Here is a 17,273-nt window from a genome sequence, read left to right on the forward strand (position 1 = left end):
GCCATGGCGCAAGGGATTGCCACCTGGCTGCCTCGGTGCCCCACCTGCCACCGCGCCAACCTCCGACGCTCCCCGCGAAGACTGCTCGCTCTCCCCGTTCATCCATCGGGCCCCTGACGCAGTAGTGTTAAGCAGGGGGCGATGGGCGCGATGCCAACCTTTTGCGAGCCCCAGGAATTCGAGGAGGCCTGCTTCGCCGGAGGTATGTTCACCGGCGCCTCGAAGACGCGATGGGTGGACATGAGCGCAGGTGCTGCAGAGGTTGTGAGTCAAGGAGCGACCGTTGTCATCACGCACCGGGTCCGTGAGGGCAAGCATGCCGCCTACGAGACATGGCTCGAGGAGATTGCACCGGCTTGCAAGGCCTCGCCGGGCCATCTCGACTGGCACATCGTCCGCCCCGTCGCAGGACTGACCGAAACCTATACGGTCATCATCCGCTTCGATACGACAGCATCCTTGAGGCAATGGATGGAGTCGCCGGCCCGCGTCCGTTTGATTGAGAAGGTCCGGCCGCTGCTCGTGACGGGCGATGATTTCTTCGTCAGCAGCGGACTGGACTTCTGGTTCACGCCAGGGGGCGCCAAGGCCCGGGTCCCTGTCCGCTGGAAGCAATACCTGGTGACCTGGTCCGCCATCTATCCCCTGGGACTCGGGGTGCCGCTGGTGGTCAGACCCGTGTTGCGGTTGCTGGGCGCTCCCGACAATCACCTCCTGACCAGCCTGGCCGTGACGGGCACGGTCGTCTTCCTGATGGTGTACGTCGTCATGCCTCGCTACACGGCGCTCCTCAAGCGGTGGCTGTTCGCCTGAGTCCCCAACCGCCCGCGGCATGCGCACGCGGAGAGCCTGGGCATCCCCAGAGAGAGCATGGGCGCGGGCAGCCTCAGGCCGGGATGAGTTCCACCGGGAGCGTCCGGGGCCCGTGGATGGTCAGCCCCGGGAGCCAATCGATGTCCGGTGAGCGGAGCTTCAGCGCGCGAATGCGCGGGACGAGCGCCTCCAGCGCGAACCGGGCCTCCATCCGCGCGAGCTGCGCGCCCAGGCAGAAGTGGATGCCGTGGCCGAAGGAGAGGTGCTGGCTGCCCTTGTCCCGTCCGGGAAGGAAGGCGTCCGGCTGCTCGAAGATGCGCTCGTCGCGGTTGGCGCTTCCCACCAGCCCCATGACGAGGCTGCCCGCCGGAATGGGCGTCCCGGACAGCTCCACGTCCGACGTCGCGACGCGGAAGGCGAACTGCGCGGGCGGCTCGTAGCGGAGCACCTCCTCGAGGAAGCGCGGGATGTGCGCGCGGTCCGCCCGGGCCTGCTCCAGGTGTTCGGGAAAGCGGGCAAGGAGGATGGCCGCGTTGCCGATGAGCTGCGCTGTCGTCTCCATGCCCGCGGGCAGCAGCAGGAAGAGGAAGGAGAGGACCTCCGCGTCGGTGAGCCGCTGTCCCTCCACCTCGGCACGGAGCAGATCGCTCACCATGTCCTCCCCCGGCTGCCGGCGACGCGCGGTGATGACGCCGCCGAGGTAGTCCTCCATCTCCTTCACCGTGTCGCGGATGCCCGGGTGCTGCGCAGGCACGGCGGAGGTGATGAGGCCCATGTTCACCGACCAGCGCTTGAACTCGGTGAAGGTGGACGGCTCCAGACCGAGCATCCGACCGATGATGTTGCGGGGCAGAACGAAGGAGAAGGCGTCCACCAGATCCACCTCGCGCCGGTGGACGGCGGCCTCGGCCAGCGTCTCGGCCTCGTGGCGCACCTGGGCTTCCAGCCGCGCCATGCCGGTGGCACCGAAGGCGCGGTTGATCAACGCGCGAAGCTGCGTGTGGCGCGGCGGATCCCGGGTGACGAGCGACTGGGCCACCGGGTTGGGCCCCAGCCAGGGCGGCTCCGCCGTCGTCGCGAGCGCTTCCGAGGAGAAGCGCTGCGCGTCCTTCTGGACGATGCGCACGTCCTCGTACCGGGCGGCGGCGTAGGCGCCAAAGGGGGCGATGCGGCAGAGCCCGGACTCCGCGCGCATGCGCGCATACAAGGCGTGGCGCTCTGCCTCGGTGGTGGTGGCGAACAGGTCGTACGTCTGCAACGGCGTCTCCGTGGCGATGCCCCGACGGGCCCGGATGGGCGGGGGCTCCGCGAGGGAATACGGACGATGCCCACGGGGCTGGCTGCACGGGCCCACACCGCTCCAGGACTTCATCGCCGAACGCTGCCGGACCTCCCGCTCCCAGGCGAAGTGACAGCGGGAGCGGGCGTCCTCTTCCGGGGCCCTCGCGCTCAGGGACTCCAGCGCGCCCGACGCACCACCCAGGAGCTGCCGCCGCGCCCGTCCCGCACCACGGCCCAGAACGTCACCTCCTGCGCCGTCGCGCCCGCGGCCGGCTCCCACTCCGTGCGGTGCCGGCCCTGCTGGCCACCGAAGTCCGCGCCGCCCGTCTCCTGCGGACTGAAATCGCCCAGCGTGGCATGCCAGGAGATCTCCCACGCCTCCTTGAGGGTGACCGCCTGCAGCCGCAGGCCCGGCACCACGTACGTCTCCTCCAGGGCCGACACGTCCTCCGCCGTCACCACGAAGGGGCCAACGCCGCGCAGCTCCGGCAGCTCGGCGTCCAGCCAGGGCACGTCGTCCACGCGCAGGCCCGGAAGCACCGGCTGCTCGTTGGCCTTCATGCCCTCCACCACCGGGCACCAGAAGACCATCAGCTTCTGCGCGTACACCTCTTCATCGCCCGCCACTGCCCGGAGGACGAGCGGCATGCGGATGCCACCCAGCCCCTTGTAGGGGTCCTCCTCCTGCACGCGCTCCAGCAGCAGCCGGTCCTCCCCCACCCGGGCCGCGCCGGGGTTGATGGAGAGCGTCAGCTCGCCCGCGCTCGTGGTGCCCTCCGCGAGCAGCGCGCGGTCCGCTTCGTTCGAACAGGTGCGGTCCTCCGGATCCGCGCACGCCCACAACGTGTACTGGATGGGGCGCCCCTCGCCGGAGGGGTCCACCAGCAGCGCGCGGTACGTCACCGCCGCCGCGAGTTCGTCCAGGGCCTCCGGCGTGCGCTCGCAGGTGGACGCCATCAGCTCCGGCTGTTCCGTGGACACACCGAGCACCCGGAAGTCATACACGCGCGAGGGCTGGTCTTCAGGGTCGACGCAGGCCAGGGTCCCCATCGCCAGCAGGAGCAGGCCTCCGTAGTTGATCAGGGCCTTCATGTCAGAAGCTTCCTTTCACGCCCACCACGGGGAGGATGGGGATGCCGGGCACCTCGTACTCCCGGCGCTGCCGGTAGTCGTTGAAGACGAACTCGACGTTCTTCGCGTTGTAGAGGTTCTGCACGTCCAGGTAGACCCCCAGCGTCCAGCTCTGGAACTGCCAGCTCTTGTCCAAACGCATATCCAGCTGGTGGAAGCCGGCCGTGCGCGCCGAGGCATACGGGCCATACGTGCCGTTGAAGCGGTTGCGGTCCGCCTGGTACAGGTCGAACGAGTGGTTGAGCGGCGTCGTCGGACGGCCGGTGGTGTAGCGGAAGCGCCCGCCCAGCTCCCAGCCGTTGCCCAGCACGTAGCTGCTCACCAGCGTGAGGATGTGCGTCTGGTCGAAGGGGCTCAGGCCATACGTCTCATCCCCGTCGCCACCGAAGCCTCCGCCAAAGCCTCCGTTCCCTTCGGGCTGCGTGCCCGTGCGCCCGTCCAGGGAGCGGCTGAAGGTGTACGAAATCCAGCCGGACCAGCGGTCCGTCGCGGAGGCGCGGTTCTTCTTCACCATCACCTCGATGCCCAGCGCGCGGCCGATGCCCTCGTTCGAGTACGGCAGTTGGACGACGCCCCCGCCCTCGCGCGCGACGATCTGCCCGGGCTGCGCGACGTTGTTGAAGCGGCGGTTGAAGAAGCCCGTCACGTCCACGTTGAGCACGTCGGTGAAGCGGTGGTCCACGCCCAGGCTGCTCTGGAACGCGCGCTGGTAGATGAGGTCCGGGTTGCCGTACGGCAGGCTGATGAATCTGAACGTCTCCGCCGGCTGGCTGTAGAGGCCGAGCGAGCCCTTGAGGCTGGTGCGCTCGGTGGCCGCGAAGCGCACCCACAGGCGCGGATCCAGCGCCAGGTTCTGCGTGCTCCCCACCAGTTGGAGGTTGCCGCGCACGCCGGGCGTGAAGGTGAACTTGCCCACCTTCACGTCCGCTTCGACGAAGAGCGCGCCGTCGAAGGCGCCCAGGCTCAGCTTCTCGGAGACCAGCTCGCCCACGGACTCGGCGCCGGGGAAGGCCACGTACTCGAAGTTCTCCGGCGCGGGGAACTCCACGTCGTAGGACTGGTGCTCGTAGACGAGGTCCACGCCGGTGCGCACGGTGAGCGCGGAGGACTGCTCCAGGGCCACCACCTCGCGCGCGCCCACCGTGTAGGCCGTGCCGTCCTGCCTCGCGACGCCGAAGTTGAAGCTGAGCGCGTCATAGCCCACGTAGGGGGTGAAGACAGACGTGAGCGCGCCCTTGCGGTACGTCCAGTCGCCCTTCACGCGGTGGAAGAGCGTGCGCGTGTCCACCGTCAGGTCGCGCTCCGTCTTCGGGCCGGTGGACACGACGCGCAGCTGGTCGTCGCTGCCAAAGGCCATGACGTAGCCGCTGCTGCGCGCACCGCCCGCCTCCGCGTCCGACTTCGCGCCGCGCTTCGCGCCGAAGTCCACGCGCAGCTGGTAGTCCCAGTAGCGAGGCACCACGGTCAGCGTGCTGCCCTCCGTCTTGGGGAGCACGGCGGGCAGTAGCGTGTCGATGTACGAGCGCCGCGCGGCGGCGGCCACGCTGATGCCATCCGTCACCGGCGCCTCGAGGAAGAAGCCCGCGTCCAGCAGGTCCACCTTCACCGAGCCGTGGAGCGTGTCGGCGGCGCCCTTGCGCGTGCCGACCTCGACGATGCCGCCCACCGCGCGGCCGTACTGGCTGCCGTAGCCGCCCGGATAGAAGTCGAGCTGGTCGATGAACTCGGCGTTCACCACCGAGGGGCCGCCCAGCAGGTGGAAGAGGTTGGGGATGCGGACCCCATCCATCAACGTCGCTGTCTGGCCGGGGTTGGAGCCGCGCACCAGCAGCTCGCCGGAGATGAAGGGCGCGCGTGCCACGCCCGGCAGGGCCTGGATGACGCGGATGGGGTCGCCGAACGTGCCCGGCGTCCGCTGCGCCTCCTGGCGCGTGATGGTCCGGCGGACGACCTCCTTCTTGGGCCGCTCGGAGCGCACCACCGTCTCCAGCGCGCCAGCGGAGGGGGCGAGGAAGAAGTTCACCTCCGTCGTCTCGTTCTCCTTGAGCTGCTCCTTCGTCTGGTAGAGCTGGAAGCCCTGCGCCACCACGCGCACCGCGCACTCCCCGGGTGGCACCTCGAGGGTGAAGCGGCCGTCCGCGTCCGACGTGGCCTCGGGTGCCTCCGGGTCGTCACCGCAGCGCACGGTGGCACCGGCCACGCGCGAGCGGCTGCCGCGGGAGATCAACTGGCCCGTGAGCGTGGCCTTCGGCGCCTCCTGGACCTGGCCGGGTGCGGGCGCCTCCTGCGGCGGGGCGTTGAGGGTGAAGTGGTAGACGTACTCCACCTGCACCGGCGCGGGCACGCCGTCCACCTCCGCGGGCGAGAAGCGGAACTGGCGCACCGCCGCGATGGCCGCCTCGTCGAAGCCGTTGCCCACCGGCTCCGTGGGCAACACGTCCGCCACGGAGCCGTCCGCGGCGATGGTGATGATGAGGCGCACCGAGGCCGTCACCCCCTGCGCGAGCGCTTCGGGCGGGTACTGGGCCTCCACCTGCTGCACCAGCTCCGGAGGCTTCGTCATCACGGGCTGGGCCTGCGCGGGCGGAGTGCCCTCGGACTGTGACGGTGGCGCCGCTTGCGCGGGAGGCGCTCCCGCCTGCGGTGCCTGCGCGAGCGCCGGGGTCGCCAGCAGGAGCGAGGCAGCGGCGAGCGCGCTTCGGGCTTTGAGGTTCGGTGACATGGCGTGGGCGAGCATACGGGGTGATGGGGGTTCCCGCTCCCGCCGAAGGAGGCGCGGAACAAAGACTTCACCGGGACGTCCGGCGCTTCTCGGCGCGTGAGGAATTCTCACTCCGCGTTGGGCCTGCCGGGGGGGCTGGAACTTTCCGAAGACGCGCGGATAGATTCCGCGCCCCTGTCACAGGGCCGAGGGCGCGCCGTTCAACCCGCCTGCCGCCTCGGAGTCGTCGTGTGCGGGAGGGGGTCTTCCAAGATGCAGTTCCTGAAGAAGTTGGGGCTGGGCCTGATCGTGTTCGCGGGTGTGATGGGCTACAAGTTCTACGGCAAGAGCAGCGCCCGGTCCGAGGTGCGCGAGCAGCTCGAGCAGACCTGCGAAAAGGACGCGGACTGTCTCGCCAGCGTCTCGCAGCACTTCGAGGGTTGCTTCGAAGCGCACTACAAGATGGGCGGGCGGCGTCGCGCTGGCGGGCTGGACGACACCGCGATGGTGTCGTGCATCAACGACAAGGCCGGCAAGACGATGTTCACGGTCAGCGACGAGTAGGCACGGCTCGCGGCCCGGGTGCCGGTTCTCGTCTGGAACTGGCGCCCCGCAGCCCCCGCTAGCGGGCCGCACCGTCGCTCGGCTTGGCACCCGACGCGAGCAGCCGGCCATCGGGGCTCCAGGCCACGGCTCCAATGGCGTCCTGCTGGCCCTTGAGGGTGTGCACGGCGGCGCCCGTCTCGGAGTTCCACACGGTGACGGTGCCATCCAGGGCACCCGACACGAGCATCGGGCCTTTGGGGCTCCAGGCCACGGACCAGATCCGATCGGACCCATCGAGGGTCCGTACGCGGGTCCCCCGGGTGACGTCCCGGATCGCGACGTTCCCCCCGACGTCCGCCACGGCCAGCCTGCGGCCATCCGCGCGCCAGGCGAGCGCCGAGACCTCGCCCCTGTCGCTCGGGAAGACGCGCACGCGCCTGCCGGCGGCGCTCCAGAGCGCCACGTCGCCACCCGTGCCGCCCACGGCGAGCGTCTGGCCATCCCGACTCCAGGCCACGGCCCAGACCGGATCGGCGCTGGCGACGGTGCGCACGCGAGTCCCCGAGGGGGCGTCCCAGAATGACAGCGTGCCATCCTTCCCGCCCGCGGCGAGCGTCCTGCCATCCCCGCTCCAGGCGACGGCCGAGACCTCCGATTCCTTGTGGGTGAGCGTGCGCATCAGGGCGCCCGTGGAGGCCGCCCACTGGCTGATGCGACGATCCCCGCTCCCCGAGGCGAGCACGGCCCCCTCCAGGCTCCAGGCCAGGGACCAGATCACTTCCGAATGATTGGAAAGGGTGCGCAGCAACGTGCCCGTGGCCCCATCCCAGAGCTTCACGGTGCCATCCCAGCCCGCCGAGGCGAGCGTCTTCGCATCGGGGCTCCAGGCGACCCTGGCGACATGCACGGAATGCCCGAGCTGCAGCACGAGCTCCGGCTCCGCCCCGTGAGGCGTGTCGTCAGCCTCGGCGCTTGCACGGGAGCCCCCGTCCATCGTGAGACCGACCAGGACCAGCACCGGGACGAACAGTACGCCCACTCCCGCCATGGCTTCCCTCCCTCAGAGGATCTTCCGCCCCAACACGTCGAAGGCCTCGACGATGACCGCGGCGGCACGGCTGCGCGGATACTCGTCGGCGAACAGGGTCCAGATCATCGTATCCCGGCGCGTGCCGTCGGGTGCGGCGAGTCGCTGACGCAAGGTGCCTTCGTGGGTGAAACCCAGCCTCTGGGCGACCCTGGCACTCGGGACATTGCGGGGGTCGCAATGGATCTCCACCCTGCGCACCCCTTCCACGTCGAATGCGACGCGGGTGAGCGCCCCGGCAATTTCAGTCGCGAGGCCCCGGCCCGTGTGCCCGGCCGCGATCCAGTAGCCAATCTCCAGGGCACCCTCGTCCACGCGGGGATGAAGGCCCGTCCCGCCCAGGACCTCGGTGCCGTCGCGAGAGAACACGCCGTAGGCGAAGTCCTGCCCCAGGTCGAAGAGACCGCGCATCCGGCGCAGGTGCGTGGCCTGCTGTGCCACATTCATCGGGTATTGGATTCCCTGCCTGCCCTCCCGCCAGGAGCGAAGACAGCACAAAAGTCTGGCGCACCTGTTGCTCATGCCCTCCCACGCAGTCCCAGAGGGAGGGTCAGCGTGAGACGGATGACAGGTGCAGTGGCGTTATGGGGAATGGGTGGGGCGCTCGCGGCCTTGAGTGGGTGCGGCGCGCCACTGCCAGTGGAAGAAGATTCACATGAGACAGGGACGGAGACCATCAGCACGGAGCGCGCGGCGCTCACGACGCGCACGGTCGTCCTGACGCCCACGGCGGACGCGCATGTGGAGGCCGCGTCCCCGAACGCGAGCTTCGGCGCGTCCTCCACCTTGAAGGTCTCGCGAACCCCCGAGGCGCTGACCGCCCGGTTCAGCAACGTGGCGTCCGTGGGCGTGCTGCCGGATCAGCGCATCGCCTTCACCGGGAACTTCAACGGGTACCTCTCGTTCGCCGGCCAGAGCTACGTCAGCCGCGAGCCGGAGGAATATGACGGTGCTCGGGATGCGCTCGTGGGCGTGCTCACCGCGGCGGGTGGGGACGTGGCCCTGCGCCAGTTCGCGCCCTGGGGTTCACGTCCATGTATGATCTCCACCTCGCGTCCGCGCCGGATGGCGTCGTGGTGACGGGCAACCTGGAGGAGGCGCTCGAGATGGACGGCACCTGGTACACGCCGCAGTCCCCGCGCTCCGACGTGCTGCTGTTCAAGCTCCGCGAGTAGACCGCCGTGCCTCGGGGCTCCCGCATGCGAGCGGGGCCCCGGGTTCCGCATGGCATCGCAGGCGGCCTCACGGGGCCGGCTTCAGCAGCGCCCGCAGTCGCGCTGTCTTCTGTCCGGTCCAGCCTTCGGGCCGCAGGAGCGCCACCCAGGCATCCGCGTGCTCGCCGGTGTACACGTGGCCGTAACCGGGTGGCACCGCCATGCCCAGCGGAAGGTCGGCCGTCACCTGCCAGAACGTCACGAAGGGCAGCCACACCATCTGCCCCAGGACGTCTTCGCCCCGGGGCTCCCGCAGCCAGTCCGGCCGATTCAGCAGGAGGTCCGGGCTCCACCAGATGATGGGGTCGGAGGGGTGGATGAGGTACAGCACCCGGGAGTCGCCCCACGGCTCGGACGCGGGAGGGATGACCTCTCCCGGCCGGCGGCTGAAGCGCACGATGCGGCCGCGGCGGTAGACGGGCTCCACCTCGGGGCTGCCAGGGTCGCGCTGGTCGGTGAACTCGCGGTACAGCGTGTTGAAGTGCGGTGGCCCCACGAACAGCACACCGTCCGTGCGGTTGGCCAGGTCGCGCTCGCCGCTGAACGCCGTCTCCCCTCCGAACGAGCCCAGGCTCTCTCCAAAGACAAACAGCTTCGGGCGCTCGCCCACCGGAAGCCTGGACCAGCGTTCATACACGGCATCGAAGAGGGCACGGCCCGCCTCCCGCGCCCGCTCCTGGTCCACCAGCACGGAGAGCCACGACCACAGGTGCGAGTACTGCGTGGCCACGATCGCGGAGTCACCGCCCGTCACATACTCGAAGGCGTCCACGGCCTCGGGCACCACCCAGCCGCTGCCCGTGGTCGTCACCACCAGCAGCTGCGCACGCTCGAAGCCGCCCGCCCGCTCCAGGTCCTCGACCGCCAGCTCGGCCCGGGCCTCGGCGTCCGGCGCGGAGTCGTAGCCCGCGTACACGCGGATCGGCTCCTTCGCCGCCGCGCCACTGAACGCGGAGAGCGCGTCCACCGAGGGGCCCCTCGCCACGAAGTTGCGCCCTTCTCTCCCCAGCGATTCCCAGCTCACCCTGGAGCCGGGGCCTCCCGAACGCAGCGCACTGCCGGGGCGGAGGACGCCCTCCTCGGTCGTCGCATCCCGCAGCGCCAGCGTGCGGTCCGCCAGCGCGATGGATCCGTCCCACAGCACGCCGCTGGCCACCAGGGCGGTGAGCACCAGCACCGCCAGCCCGCTCATCGCCCGGGCCGCGCGAGGACCAATGTGCCGCGCGAGCCGCGTGTCCAACACGCGGTACACCGCCCGCAGGCCTCGCCCCGCGGCGACGAGCAGGACGAAGACGGCCGCGGCGACGACCGGGGCGAGCAGGAATCCAGCGCTCGCCGGATGGGGGACGCCCATGAGCTCGCGGATGCTCCGCTGCCAGTGCCAGCCCAGGACGAGCGCTCCGGCCAGCGCCACGCCGCCCGTCACGAACAGGCCGCGCCACGCGTGCGGGCGGGGATTGCGCGGGGGACGGTTGGCGAACTCGCGCCACAGCCAGGCCCCCAGGACTCCCAGCCCATAACCGATGGCCGCGCTCATCCCGCTGACGAAGCCCTGGAAGGGCCCGCTGCGCGGCAGCAGCGACGGGGTGAAGGACAGGCACGCGAAGACGAGCGCGACCCACGCCCCCGGCAGCGTGTAGCGCAGCCACCGGGGCGCGGCCCGGCTGACGGGCCAGGCACCCTGCACCGGGACGGGCCGCGCGGCACGAGTGAGAAGGCGATCCATGCGACTCCCTGGAAGAGGATTCCGTGAGGCACACCCTGGGAGGGTAGGACGTCGGACCGCGACTGGCAGTGGAGGCCCGTCACCCTTTCCATGCGGCAGCCCCGCCCCGGAGGACTAGGCTGCGCGCTCCCCTCCTCCCCCACAGGCGAGCGAACACATGAGCCAGAACCTCTACGACATTCCTCTCACCGCCATCGACGGCAGCGCGCGGACGCTCGGCCAGTTCAAGGGCAAGGTCCTGCTGGTGGTGAACGTCGCCTCCAAGTGCGGGCTCACCCCGCAGTACGAGGGACTGGAGAAGCTCTATGAAGGCAAGCACGCGCAGGGCCTGGAGGTGCTCGGCTTCCCCGCCAACGACTTCCTGGGGCAGGAGCCGGGCAGCGAGGCGGAGATCCAGCAGTTCTGCACCCTGAAGTACGACGTGAAGTTCCCGCTGTTCTCGAAGATCTCCGTGGTCGGTGAGAAGAAGCACCCGCTCTACCGCGAGCTCACCCGCGCCCTCCCCGACGCCACCGGCGAAGGTCCCATGCGCGAGAACCTCAAGGGCTACGGCATCGAAGCCAACCCGAAGCCGGAGGTGCAGTGGAACTTCGAGAAGTTCCTCATCGGCCGGGACGGTCGCGTCGCGGCCCGCTTCGCCCCGGACGTGACGGCGGAGGATCCGCGCCTCGTCCAGGCCATCGACGCGGAGCTGGCGAAGCAGGCCTGACGTCTGCCTCCACGGCGCACCGGGCGCGAGGCGGGCTTCAAAGCCCCATGCCAGCCTGTGCGACCTCCCTGGGACTTCCCCCTTCCGGAGGGGGAAGTCCCAGCCCGGGCAGCAAGGCCGACTGCGACGGGAACAGCTGGCTGGAAGCGACCGGGTGGAGGCCGGAGCGCGCCACGTGCTCGAGCACGGCGCACAGCGCATCCGCTTGGGCGAAGCGCTCCGCGGGGTCTTCCGCGAGGCAGCATCCGATGGCCGCGGCGAAGCCGGGATCGATCCCCGGAACCAGCTCGGACACCCGCGCCCGCATGCCAGCCCCACCCTCCAGGCGGAAGGCCGAAGGTGAAGCGTGCCGCATGAAAGAGGCCCTGCCCGTGCAGAGCTCGAACAGCATCAACCCCAAGGCATAGAAGTCACTCTGGGGGGTCGCTGAAGCGCCGAGTCGCGTCTCCGGGGCCATGTAACGCGGCGTCCCCACGACGCCAGGCACCGCCAGGAGCGGCGAGCGCCCGGAGCCCACGAACGTGGCGAGGCCAAAGTCGAGCAGCTTCACCGCGCCATCCGGCGTGAGGATGGCGTTGCCGGGCTTGAGGTCGCGGTGGAGGACCCCTCGCTCGTGCGCGGCGCGCAGTCCCCGGGAGAGTCCCACCGCGATGTCGAGCACGCGCTGCCACGGCAGCGGGGGGCGCAGCTCCGCCAGGCTCTTTCCCTCGACGTGCTCGTAGACGAGGTAGGGCCGCCCATCAATCTCGCCAGCCCGATACATGGTCACCACGTTCGGATGCTTGATACGCGCAATGGCGTGCGCCTCCATGGCGAAGCTCGCGAGCGTCCCTGCATCCGGTTGAAGCGCGACACACAGCTTCAACGCCACCCGGCGGTCCACCAACGTGTCTCGTGCAAGGTAGACAGCCCCCATTCCGCCCCGTCCCAGCAGCCGCTCCAATCGGAATTCGTCCAGCTGCACCGGGGGCTTCCAGGTGGCACCTGGCACGGTGGCGGCCCACACCGGGAACCGTCCGTGCTCCACCGGCACGGACTCCGCGGCGCAGGCCTCTGCCGGGAGCGCGTCGCTGTGCGCGAGCGCCACCAGGAGCGTCCGGCACGAGGCGCAGTCAGCAGCATGGCCATGGGCGAGGGCGTTCGCCGCCACCGGCAGTCGGCCCTCGAGCAGGGCCACCACGTCCTCATCGCAAAGGCATCGAGATGGCAATCGCCCCCCCTCGGGAAACCCTTAGCAAAGCCGCTGAGAGAACACCCACGGCCTGGCGGCTCATGAGCATACGACTAACGCTAAAACACGAACATACTGCACAATCCGAGATTCAGCAGGAGGGGGGAGGATTGGCATTCGCACCATTATTCCTGGCGCGCTCGGGCTGGCACGTCGAAGGGGCCGCGGGCCTCGAAGGCCTGGAGACGCTGTTGCTACAGCTCTGGGCGGAGGGTCTCCAACCATGGCCAGACATCCCCCTTCCGCCGGACGCCTTCATCTCGCATCTCGCCTCACACGCGCCCAGGCTGGCCCCTGGAGACGACATCCCACGACTCCTCGCCCAGCTCGTCCCGGGTGACCTCTTCCTGGCCTGCGCCTGCGCCGAGGGACTCCCGGCGGCGCTCGCCGCCTTCGAGCGGCACCACATCCTGGGCATCCCGGCAACCCTGGCGCACATGAAGCTGAACGAGGCGGTGCTCGACGACATCCGGCAACGGGTTCGCGAGCACCTGCTGGTGCGCATCGACGCGGCCCCCAGGATCGCGGAGTACTCCGGTCGCGGCCCCCTCACCAACTGGGTACGCGTCGTGTCGGTGCGCACCGCGCTCAGCCTGCTGCGCACGGTCCATGAGGAGGTCCACATGAGCGATGCCCTCCTGGACTTCCACCCCGCGCCCGACGGCGACCCCGAAACCGAAGCCATCCAGCGGCGCTACCAGGAGGACTTCCGCCAGGCCATGGAAGAGGCCTTCACCGCACTGCCCAGCAAGCACCGGTACCTGCTCCGCCTGCACTTCGTGGATTGCCTCTCCACCACCAAGATTGGCGCCCTCTTCAACGTCAACCAGTCCACCGCGTCGAGGTGGCTCCAGCGCGCGCAGCAAGAGGTCCACGACGAGACCCGGCGCATCCTGAAGGAGCGCCTGGACCTCTCCTTTCAAGAGTTCACGAGCGTCCTTCGCACCGTGGAGAGCCGGCTCGACCTCAGCATCAGCCGCATCCTCACCGAAGCCTGACGCAACCCTCCGTCACGGCTGCGTCTCACAACACCAGGATAAAATTCCACTCCCGGTAGATGTTGAAAATCTTCGCATAGCCGGGCTCCTGGGGCCGTCTTTAAGTCGCTAGCACCGTGAGTGCGTTCAGGGCCACGCGGCATTCCCCTGGCGGAGCAGCTTCCCGAAGCCGTCCCACCACTCCATCCACCCACTCCTGTCAGAGCGCCAGGCCCTCCGGCCGTGACGCCAGACGTCCACCCATGCCGTGCTCGCAATGACGGCGGGCACTTCCCACCTGCAGCAATGGAGGCCATATGCTGGCAAAGCAGACGCGTGACGGCCGCACCCTGGCAGCGAAGACCCGGCACCTGCCATTGATTGGCATGCTCGCCCTGTCGCTGGGCGGATGCAGCGCCCCCGGCTCCCAGGACGCTGAAGCCCCGCCGGAGCAGCTGATGAGCCGCGTGGCGCCGTTGAACAAGGCGCCAGCGGGGCTGGCCATCGGTGGAGAGTACATCGTGGTCTTCGGGGCAGAGGTGGGCACCACGGAGATCGACACGGCGGTGGCGGACGTCATCCAGGCCGGCGGTGCCAACTCGGTGATGCACCAGTACGGGATCATCCCCGGCTTTTCGGCGAAGCTGGATGCGACGGAGCTTGGCAAGCTCCTCACCAACCCGGCCGTTGCCTATATCGAAGAGAACGCCGTCGCCAGCATCAACACCGTCTCCCCCAGCCCGGCGGATGGCACCGACCGCGTGGATCAGCGGCTGGGTCGCAATGGCAGCTACGACGACCATGGCCGCACCGGCGCCGGGGTGCACCTCTACGTCCTCGACACCGGCATCAACACGCGGCACACCGAGTTCGCTGGCCGCATTGGCAACGGCTTCGGCGCCATCGCCGACGGGCGCGGCGTCGAGGACTGCCACGGCCACGGCACCCATGTGAGCAGCACGGCCGCGGGCACCCAGTACGGCATGGCCAAGCAGGCCCGCATCCACCCCGTTCGCGTGCTGAACTGTTTTGGTTCGGGCACCTGGGAAGGCGTCCTCGCGGGGGTGGACTTCGTCCGTGCGGACTGCGCCAACCAGAACGGCCCCTGCGTCGCCAACATGAGCCTGGGGGGCGGGCTCTCCAATGCCCTCAACACCGCCGTCGCCAATGCCGTGAACGCGGGGGTGACCTTCGTCGTCGCCGCGGGCAACGAGTCCACGGACGCCTGCACCCGCTCCCCGGCGAGCACGCCCGCGGCCATCACCGTGGCCGCCACGGACGACGCGGACCGGCGCGCGAGTTTCTCCAACTACGGCAACTGCGTGGACATCTTCGCCCCGGGCGTGAGCATCCTCGGCGCCTGGGTTGGCAGCACCACCGCCACCAACTCCATCGAGGGCACGTCCATGGCGAGCCCCCACGTCGCGGGCGCCGCGGCGCAGTACCTGACGGACCACCGCACCGCCCGCCCCCACCAGGTGGAGGCCAATATCGAGGGCTCCGCGAGCCTCGAGTGCGTCAAGGACGTGCGCGGCTCGCCCAACGCGTTTCTCTTCAGCGACCTGAACCAGGGCAACTACACCTGCAACAACGCGGTCGCGAGCTGCAGGGGACTGTGCGGTGGCCCCGGGTACGGCTGCTTCTGCGAGGAGAGCTGCGTGCGCTACGGCGACTGCTGCCCGGACTACGCCGAGGCCTGCGAGTGACCTGAAGTCCTTGCCGAGCCCCCAGCCAACCGTTTGAACCAAGGAGGATGCAACATGAGGATGCACATGCGTCGTTATCTGGTGATGGGCACCACGATCGCCGGCACCTGCCTGAGCCTGCTGTCAGGCTGCACGTCGAACCCCCAGGAGTCGATGCCGGAGTTCCACGGCCGCAACCAGCAGGGCGTGGGTGAGCCCGGCCGCCTGAGCACGACCGAGTGGGCCGCCTACCTCTCCGACCAGAAGTACCTGCACAGCATCGCGAAGCCGGACGTCCGCATCCGCCTGAACCTGGCGGACGCGGCGCAGCACCGCTTCGCCCTGTCCCGGCTCAAGCTCGCGGGCAAGACGCCGGAGAACTCGCCCTACCTGTTCAAGGCGCTGGAGCAGCGGCGCCAGGACCAGGTCGCCCGGGGCTACAAGCCGGGGCTCCTGCCCCCGGAGCCGAACAGCCTCGCGGGTTCAGCCGCAATCCAGGAGATGCACCTCATCGAGGAGGCCAGCGCGGGTGAGACGACCGCGGTGGCCCATGACGGCCTGGGCACCGCGAGCTCCACCTTCCCGGGCGGCGCCATCTACACCTACGTCGACACCAGCTACACGGACTCGGGCGGCTCGGCGCTGGGTGACCTGACCTGGCGCGAGGAGTTCGACGGCGGCTACAACGTCACCATCAACGCCACGGGCAACCTGGCCCTGACCAACCTCAAGCGCTACCGCGTCTCCTCCTACAAGGTCGAGGAGTCGGCGGCCCGGGGCGTCGAGGACTCCTACATCTTCACGGAGGTGGGAATCGACAGTGGGCCCGTCGTCAACGAAGCACCGCGCCTGAGCGGGCTGACCGTCCTCGCGCCGCTCGACGTCGCGTTCAACGACAACCTCATCTCGGTGTGCCTCAACCGGACCTGGACCCAGGACTGCGACTATGACCTGACGGGCAACCTGACGTCCGTCAAGCTGCCGCTGAAGGGCTCCATCACCGTCACCAGCAGCCACGTCTTCGATGAGACGGCCATCAACCAGCTCAAGACGGACCTGGCCACGGGCGTCGCCCGCCCCGACGCGGGCCACCTCAAGCTGATCCTCGCCAACGTGGGCGGCGGCTGCGACGTCACCGACGGCAACACGCTGGTGGCGAAGATGGGCCAGTTCTGGAACCGCGTCAGCCTGAACGCGGACAAGAAGACCTTCTCCTGGGATCTCACCGGAACCAACGCCGCGTTCTTCGATGACGGCTGCCGGCAGATGCAGGACTCGGCGAAGCTGACCGCGCTCATCTCCCTGCCGCTCATCTCCGCGGGCACCAGGTACCGCTCCTCCATCACCCTGAGCAACGACCCGGCCGCCGTCCGTCCGGACTTCGTGTTCAAGAGGATCACCCTCACCAACAGCTGCCTCGCGGCGGGCACCGAGATTGAGATGGCCGAGGGCAAGGCCACCGCCATCGAGTCCTTGAGGGCGGGCGACCACATCACCAATCCCTTCACCCCGTCCCTCACCATCATGGACACGGCGGTCGGCATCGAGACGACCCCGATGGTGCGCATCCGCAACGAGGCGGGCCGCACCCTGCTGATGACGGAGATGCACCCCATCCAGGTCGTGGCGCGCGGCATGGTCCAGGCCCGGGAGCTGATGAAGGGTGACCTGGTCATGACCCGGACGGGCCCGAGCAAGCTCACCGAGGTGAGCCGCGAGGCCTTCACCGGCAACGTGTACAACGTCAAGGTCGGCTCCGTGGCGGAGAAGGCCACGCTCGGCGCGGATCAGACCGCCGTGTACGCCAACGGCTTCCTGGTGGGCGACGGTCAGATCCAGAAGAAGTACGAGTCCATCGCCATGCAGCCGAAGAGCGGCGACATGCTGGCCCGGCTGCCCAGCCGGTGGCACCGCGACTACCAGCTGTCGCTCCAGCGCAAGTAGCCCCCCACGAGCCTGGCGTCTCATGGCCGGGCTCGTCCCCCAGGCATCAACCGGCCACCCCGCGGGAGACCGCCGGGTGGCCGTACCCGTTCTCGCCCCTGGCGTTCCGCCAGCCCGAATGACTCACGCGTTCAACGCAACGGAGTGAACCTGATGCAGCCGTGCAAGACCTTCCTGCTCCCGTTCATCGTCGCACTGGCTGCGGCCTGTGGGGACGCCCCCCCGCCC

At 69.4% G+C, this 17,273-nt stretch carries 14 protein-coding genes; 7 read left to right on the forward strand and 7 right to left on the reverse strand.

What is annotated here, in order from left to right:
- Positions 1-141: 141 nt before the first annotated feature.
- Positions 142-813 (forward strand): antibiotic biosynthesis monooxygenase, encoded by a 672-nt coding sequence (locus tag D7X12_RS26895; RefSeq protein ID WP_208719302.1) that lies wholly within the window; start codon positions 142-144, stop codon positions 811-813.
- Between the two features lie 73 nt (positions 814-886).
- Here the strand turns inward: D7X12_RS26895 and D7X12_RS26900 are convergent, their stop codons facing one another.
- The 3 genes from D7X12_RS26900 to D7X12_RS26910 all read right to left on the reverse strand — a co-directional run bounded on the left by D7X12_RS26900 (position 887) and on the right by D7X12_RS26910 (position 5,947).
- Positions 887-2,185: a cytochrome P450 gene (locus D7X12_RS26900; RefSeq protein WP_120628131.1), complete on the reverse strand. Its 1,299-nt coding sequence runs from the start codon at positions 2,183-2,185 to the stop codon at positions 887-889.
- Between the two features lie 77 nt (positions 2,186-2,262).
- Positions 2,263-3,186 (reverse strand): hypothetical protein, encoded by a 924-nt coding sequence (locus D7X12_RS26905; RefSeq protein ID WP_120628132.1) that lies wholly within the window; start codon positions 3,184-3,186, stop codon positions 2,263-2,265.
- A 1-nt stretch (position 3,187) separates the two neighbouring features.
- The gene (locus tag D7X12_RS26910) at positions 3,188-5,947 is read right to left on the reverse strand and encodes a TonB family protein (RefSeq protein ID WP_244224799.1); all 2,760 of its coding nucleotides are present in this window, start codon (positions 5,945-5,947) and stop codon (positions 3,188-3,190) included.
- Between the two features lie 252 nt (positions 5,948-6,199).
- Between D7X12_RS26910 and D7X12_RS26915 the strand changes: the two genes are divergently transcribed.
- The gene (locus D7X12_RS26915) at positions 6,200-6,490 is read left to right on the forward strand and encodes a hypothetical protein (protein WP_120628134.1); all 291 of its coding nucleotides are present in this window, start codon (positions 6,200-6,202) and stop codon (positions 6,488-6,490) included.
- Between the two features lie 58 nt (positions 6,491-6,548).
- On the opposite strand, the gene D7X12_RS26920 is transcribed toward D7X12_RS26915, so the two are convergent.
- Positions 6,549-7,520, reverse strand: coding sequence for a WD40 repeat domain-containing protein (locus D7X12_RS26920; RefSeq protein WP_120628135.1), 972 nt, complete (start codon positions 7,518-7,520; stop codon positions 6,549-6,551).
- Positions 7,521-7,532: 12 nt separating this feature from the next.
- Positions 7,533-8,006, reverse strand: coding sequence for a GNAT family N-acetyltransferase (locus tag D7X12_RS26925; protein WP_244224800.1), 474 nt, complete (start codon positions 8,004-8,006; stop codon positions 7,533-7,535).
- A gap of 192 nt (positions 8,007-8,198) precedes the next feature.
- On the opposite strand from D7X12_RS26925, the gene D7X12_RS26930 reads away from it, so the two are divergent.
- Complete coding sequence (locus D7X12_RS26930; RefSeq protein WP_120628137.1) at positions 8,199-8,639, forward strand: hypothetical protein; 441 nt, start codon at positions 8,199-8,201, stop codon at positions 8,637-8,639.
- A 162-nt stretch (positions 8,640-8,801) separates the two neighbouring features.
- Here the strand turns inward: D7X12_RS26930 and D7X12_RS26935 are convergent, their stop codons facing one another.
- Positions 8,802-10,499 (reverse strand): alpha/beta hydrolase, encoded by a 1,698-nt coding sequence (locus D7X12_RS26935; protein WP_120628138.1) that lies wholly within the window; start codon positions 10,497-10,499, stop codon positions 8,802-8,804.
- 157 nt (positions 10,500-10,656) lie between these two features.
- On the opposite strand from D7X12_RS26935, the gene D7X12_RS26940 reads away from it, so the two are divergent.
- Positions 10,657-11,208, forward strand: a complete 552-nt coding sequence (locus tag D7X12_RS26940) for a glutathione peroxidase (protein ID WP_120628139.1) — start codon at positions 10,657-10,659, stop codon at positions 11,206-11,208.
- A gap of 37 nt (positions 11,209-11,245) precedes the next feature.
- On the opposite strand, the gene D7X12_RS26945 is transcribed toward D7X12_RS26940, so the two are convergent.
- The gene (locus tag D7X12_RS26945; RefSeq protein WP_120628140.1) at positions 11,246-12,385 is read right to left on the reverse strand and encodes a serine/threonine-protein kinase; all 1,140 of its coding nucleotides are present in this window, start codon (positions 12,383-12,385) and stop codon (positions 11,246-11,248) included.
- 164 nt (positions 12,386-12,549) lie between these two features.
- Between D7X12_RS26945 and D7X12_RS26950 the strand changes: the two genes are divergently transcribed.
- The 3 genes from D7X12_RS26950 to D7X12_RS26960 all read left to right on the forward strand — a co-directional run bounded on the left by D7X12_RS26950 (position 12,550) and on the right by D7X12_RS26960 (position 17,045).
- Positions 12,550-13,437, forward strand: a complete 888-nt coding sequence (locus tag D7X12_RS26950) for a sigma-70 family RNA polymerase sigma factor (RefSeq protein WP_158620127.1) — start codon at positions 12,550-12,552, stop codon at positions 13,435-13,437.
- Between the two features lie 296 nt (positions 13,438-13,733).
- On the forward strand, positions 13,734-15,122 hold the full coding sequence (locus D7X12_RS26955; RefSeq protein WP_120628142.1) for a S8 family serine peptidase: 1,389 nt from the start codon (positions 13,734-13,736) through the stop codon (positions 15,120-15,122).
- Positions 15,123-15,188: 66 nt separating this feature from the next.
- Positions 15,189-17,045, forward strand: a complete 1,857-nt coding sequence (locus tag D7X12_RS26960; RefSeq protein ID WP_244224801.1) for a Hint domain-containing protein — start codon at positions 15,189-15,191, stop codon at positions 17,043-17,045.
- Positions 17,046-17,273: the final 228 nt, after the last annotated feature.

The sequence above is a fragment of the Corallococcus sicarius genome (assembly GCF_003611735.1).
Taxonomy (GTDB): domain Bacteria; phylum Myxococcota; class Myxococcia; order Myxococcales; family Myxococcaceae; genus Corallococcus; species Corallococcus sicarius.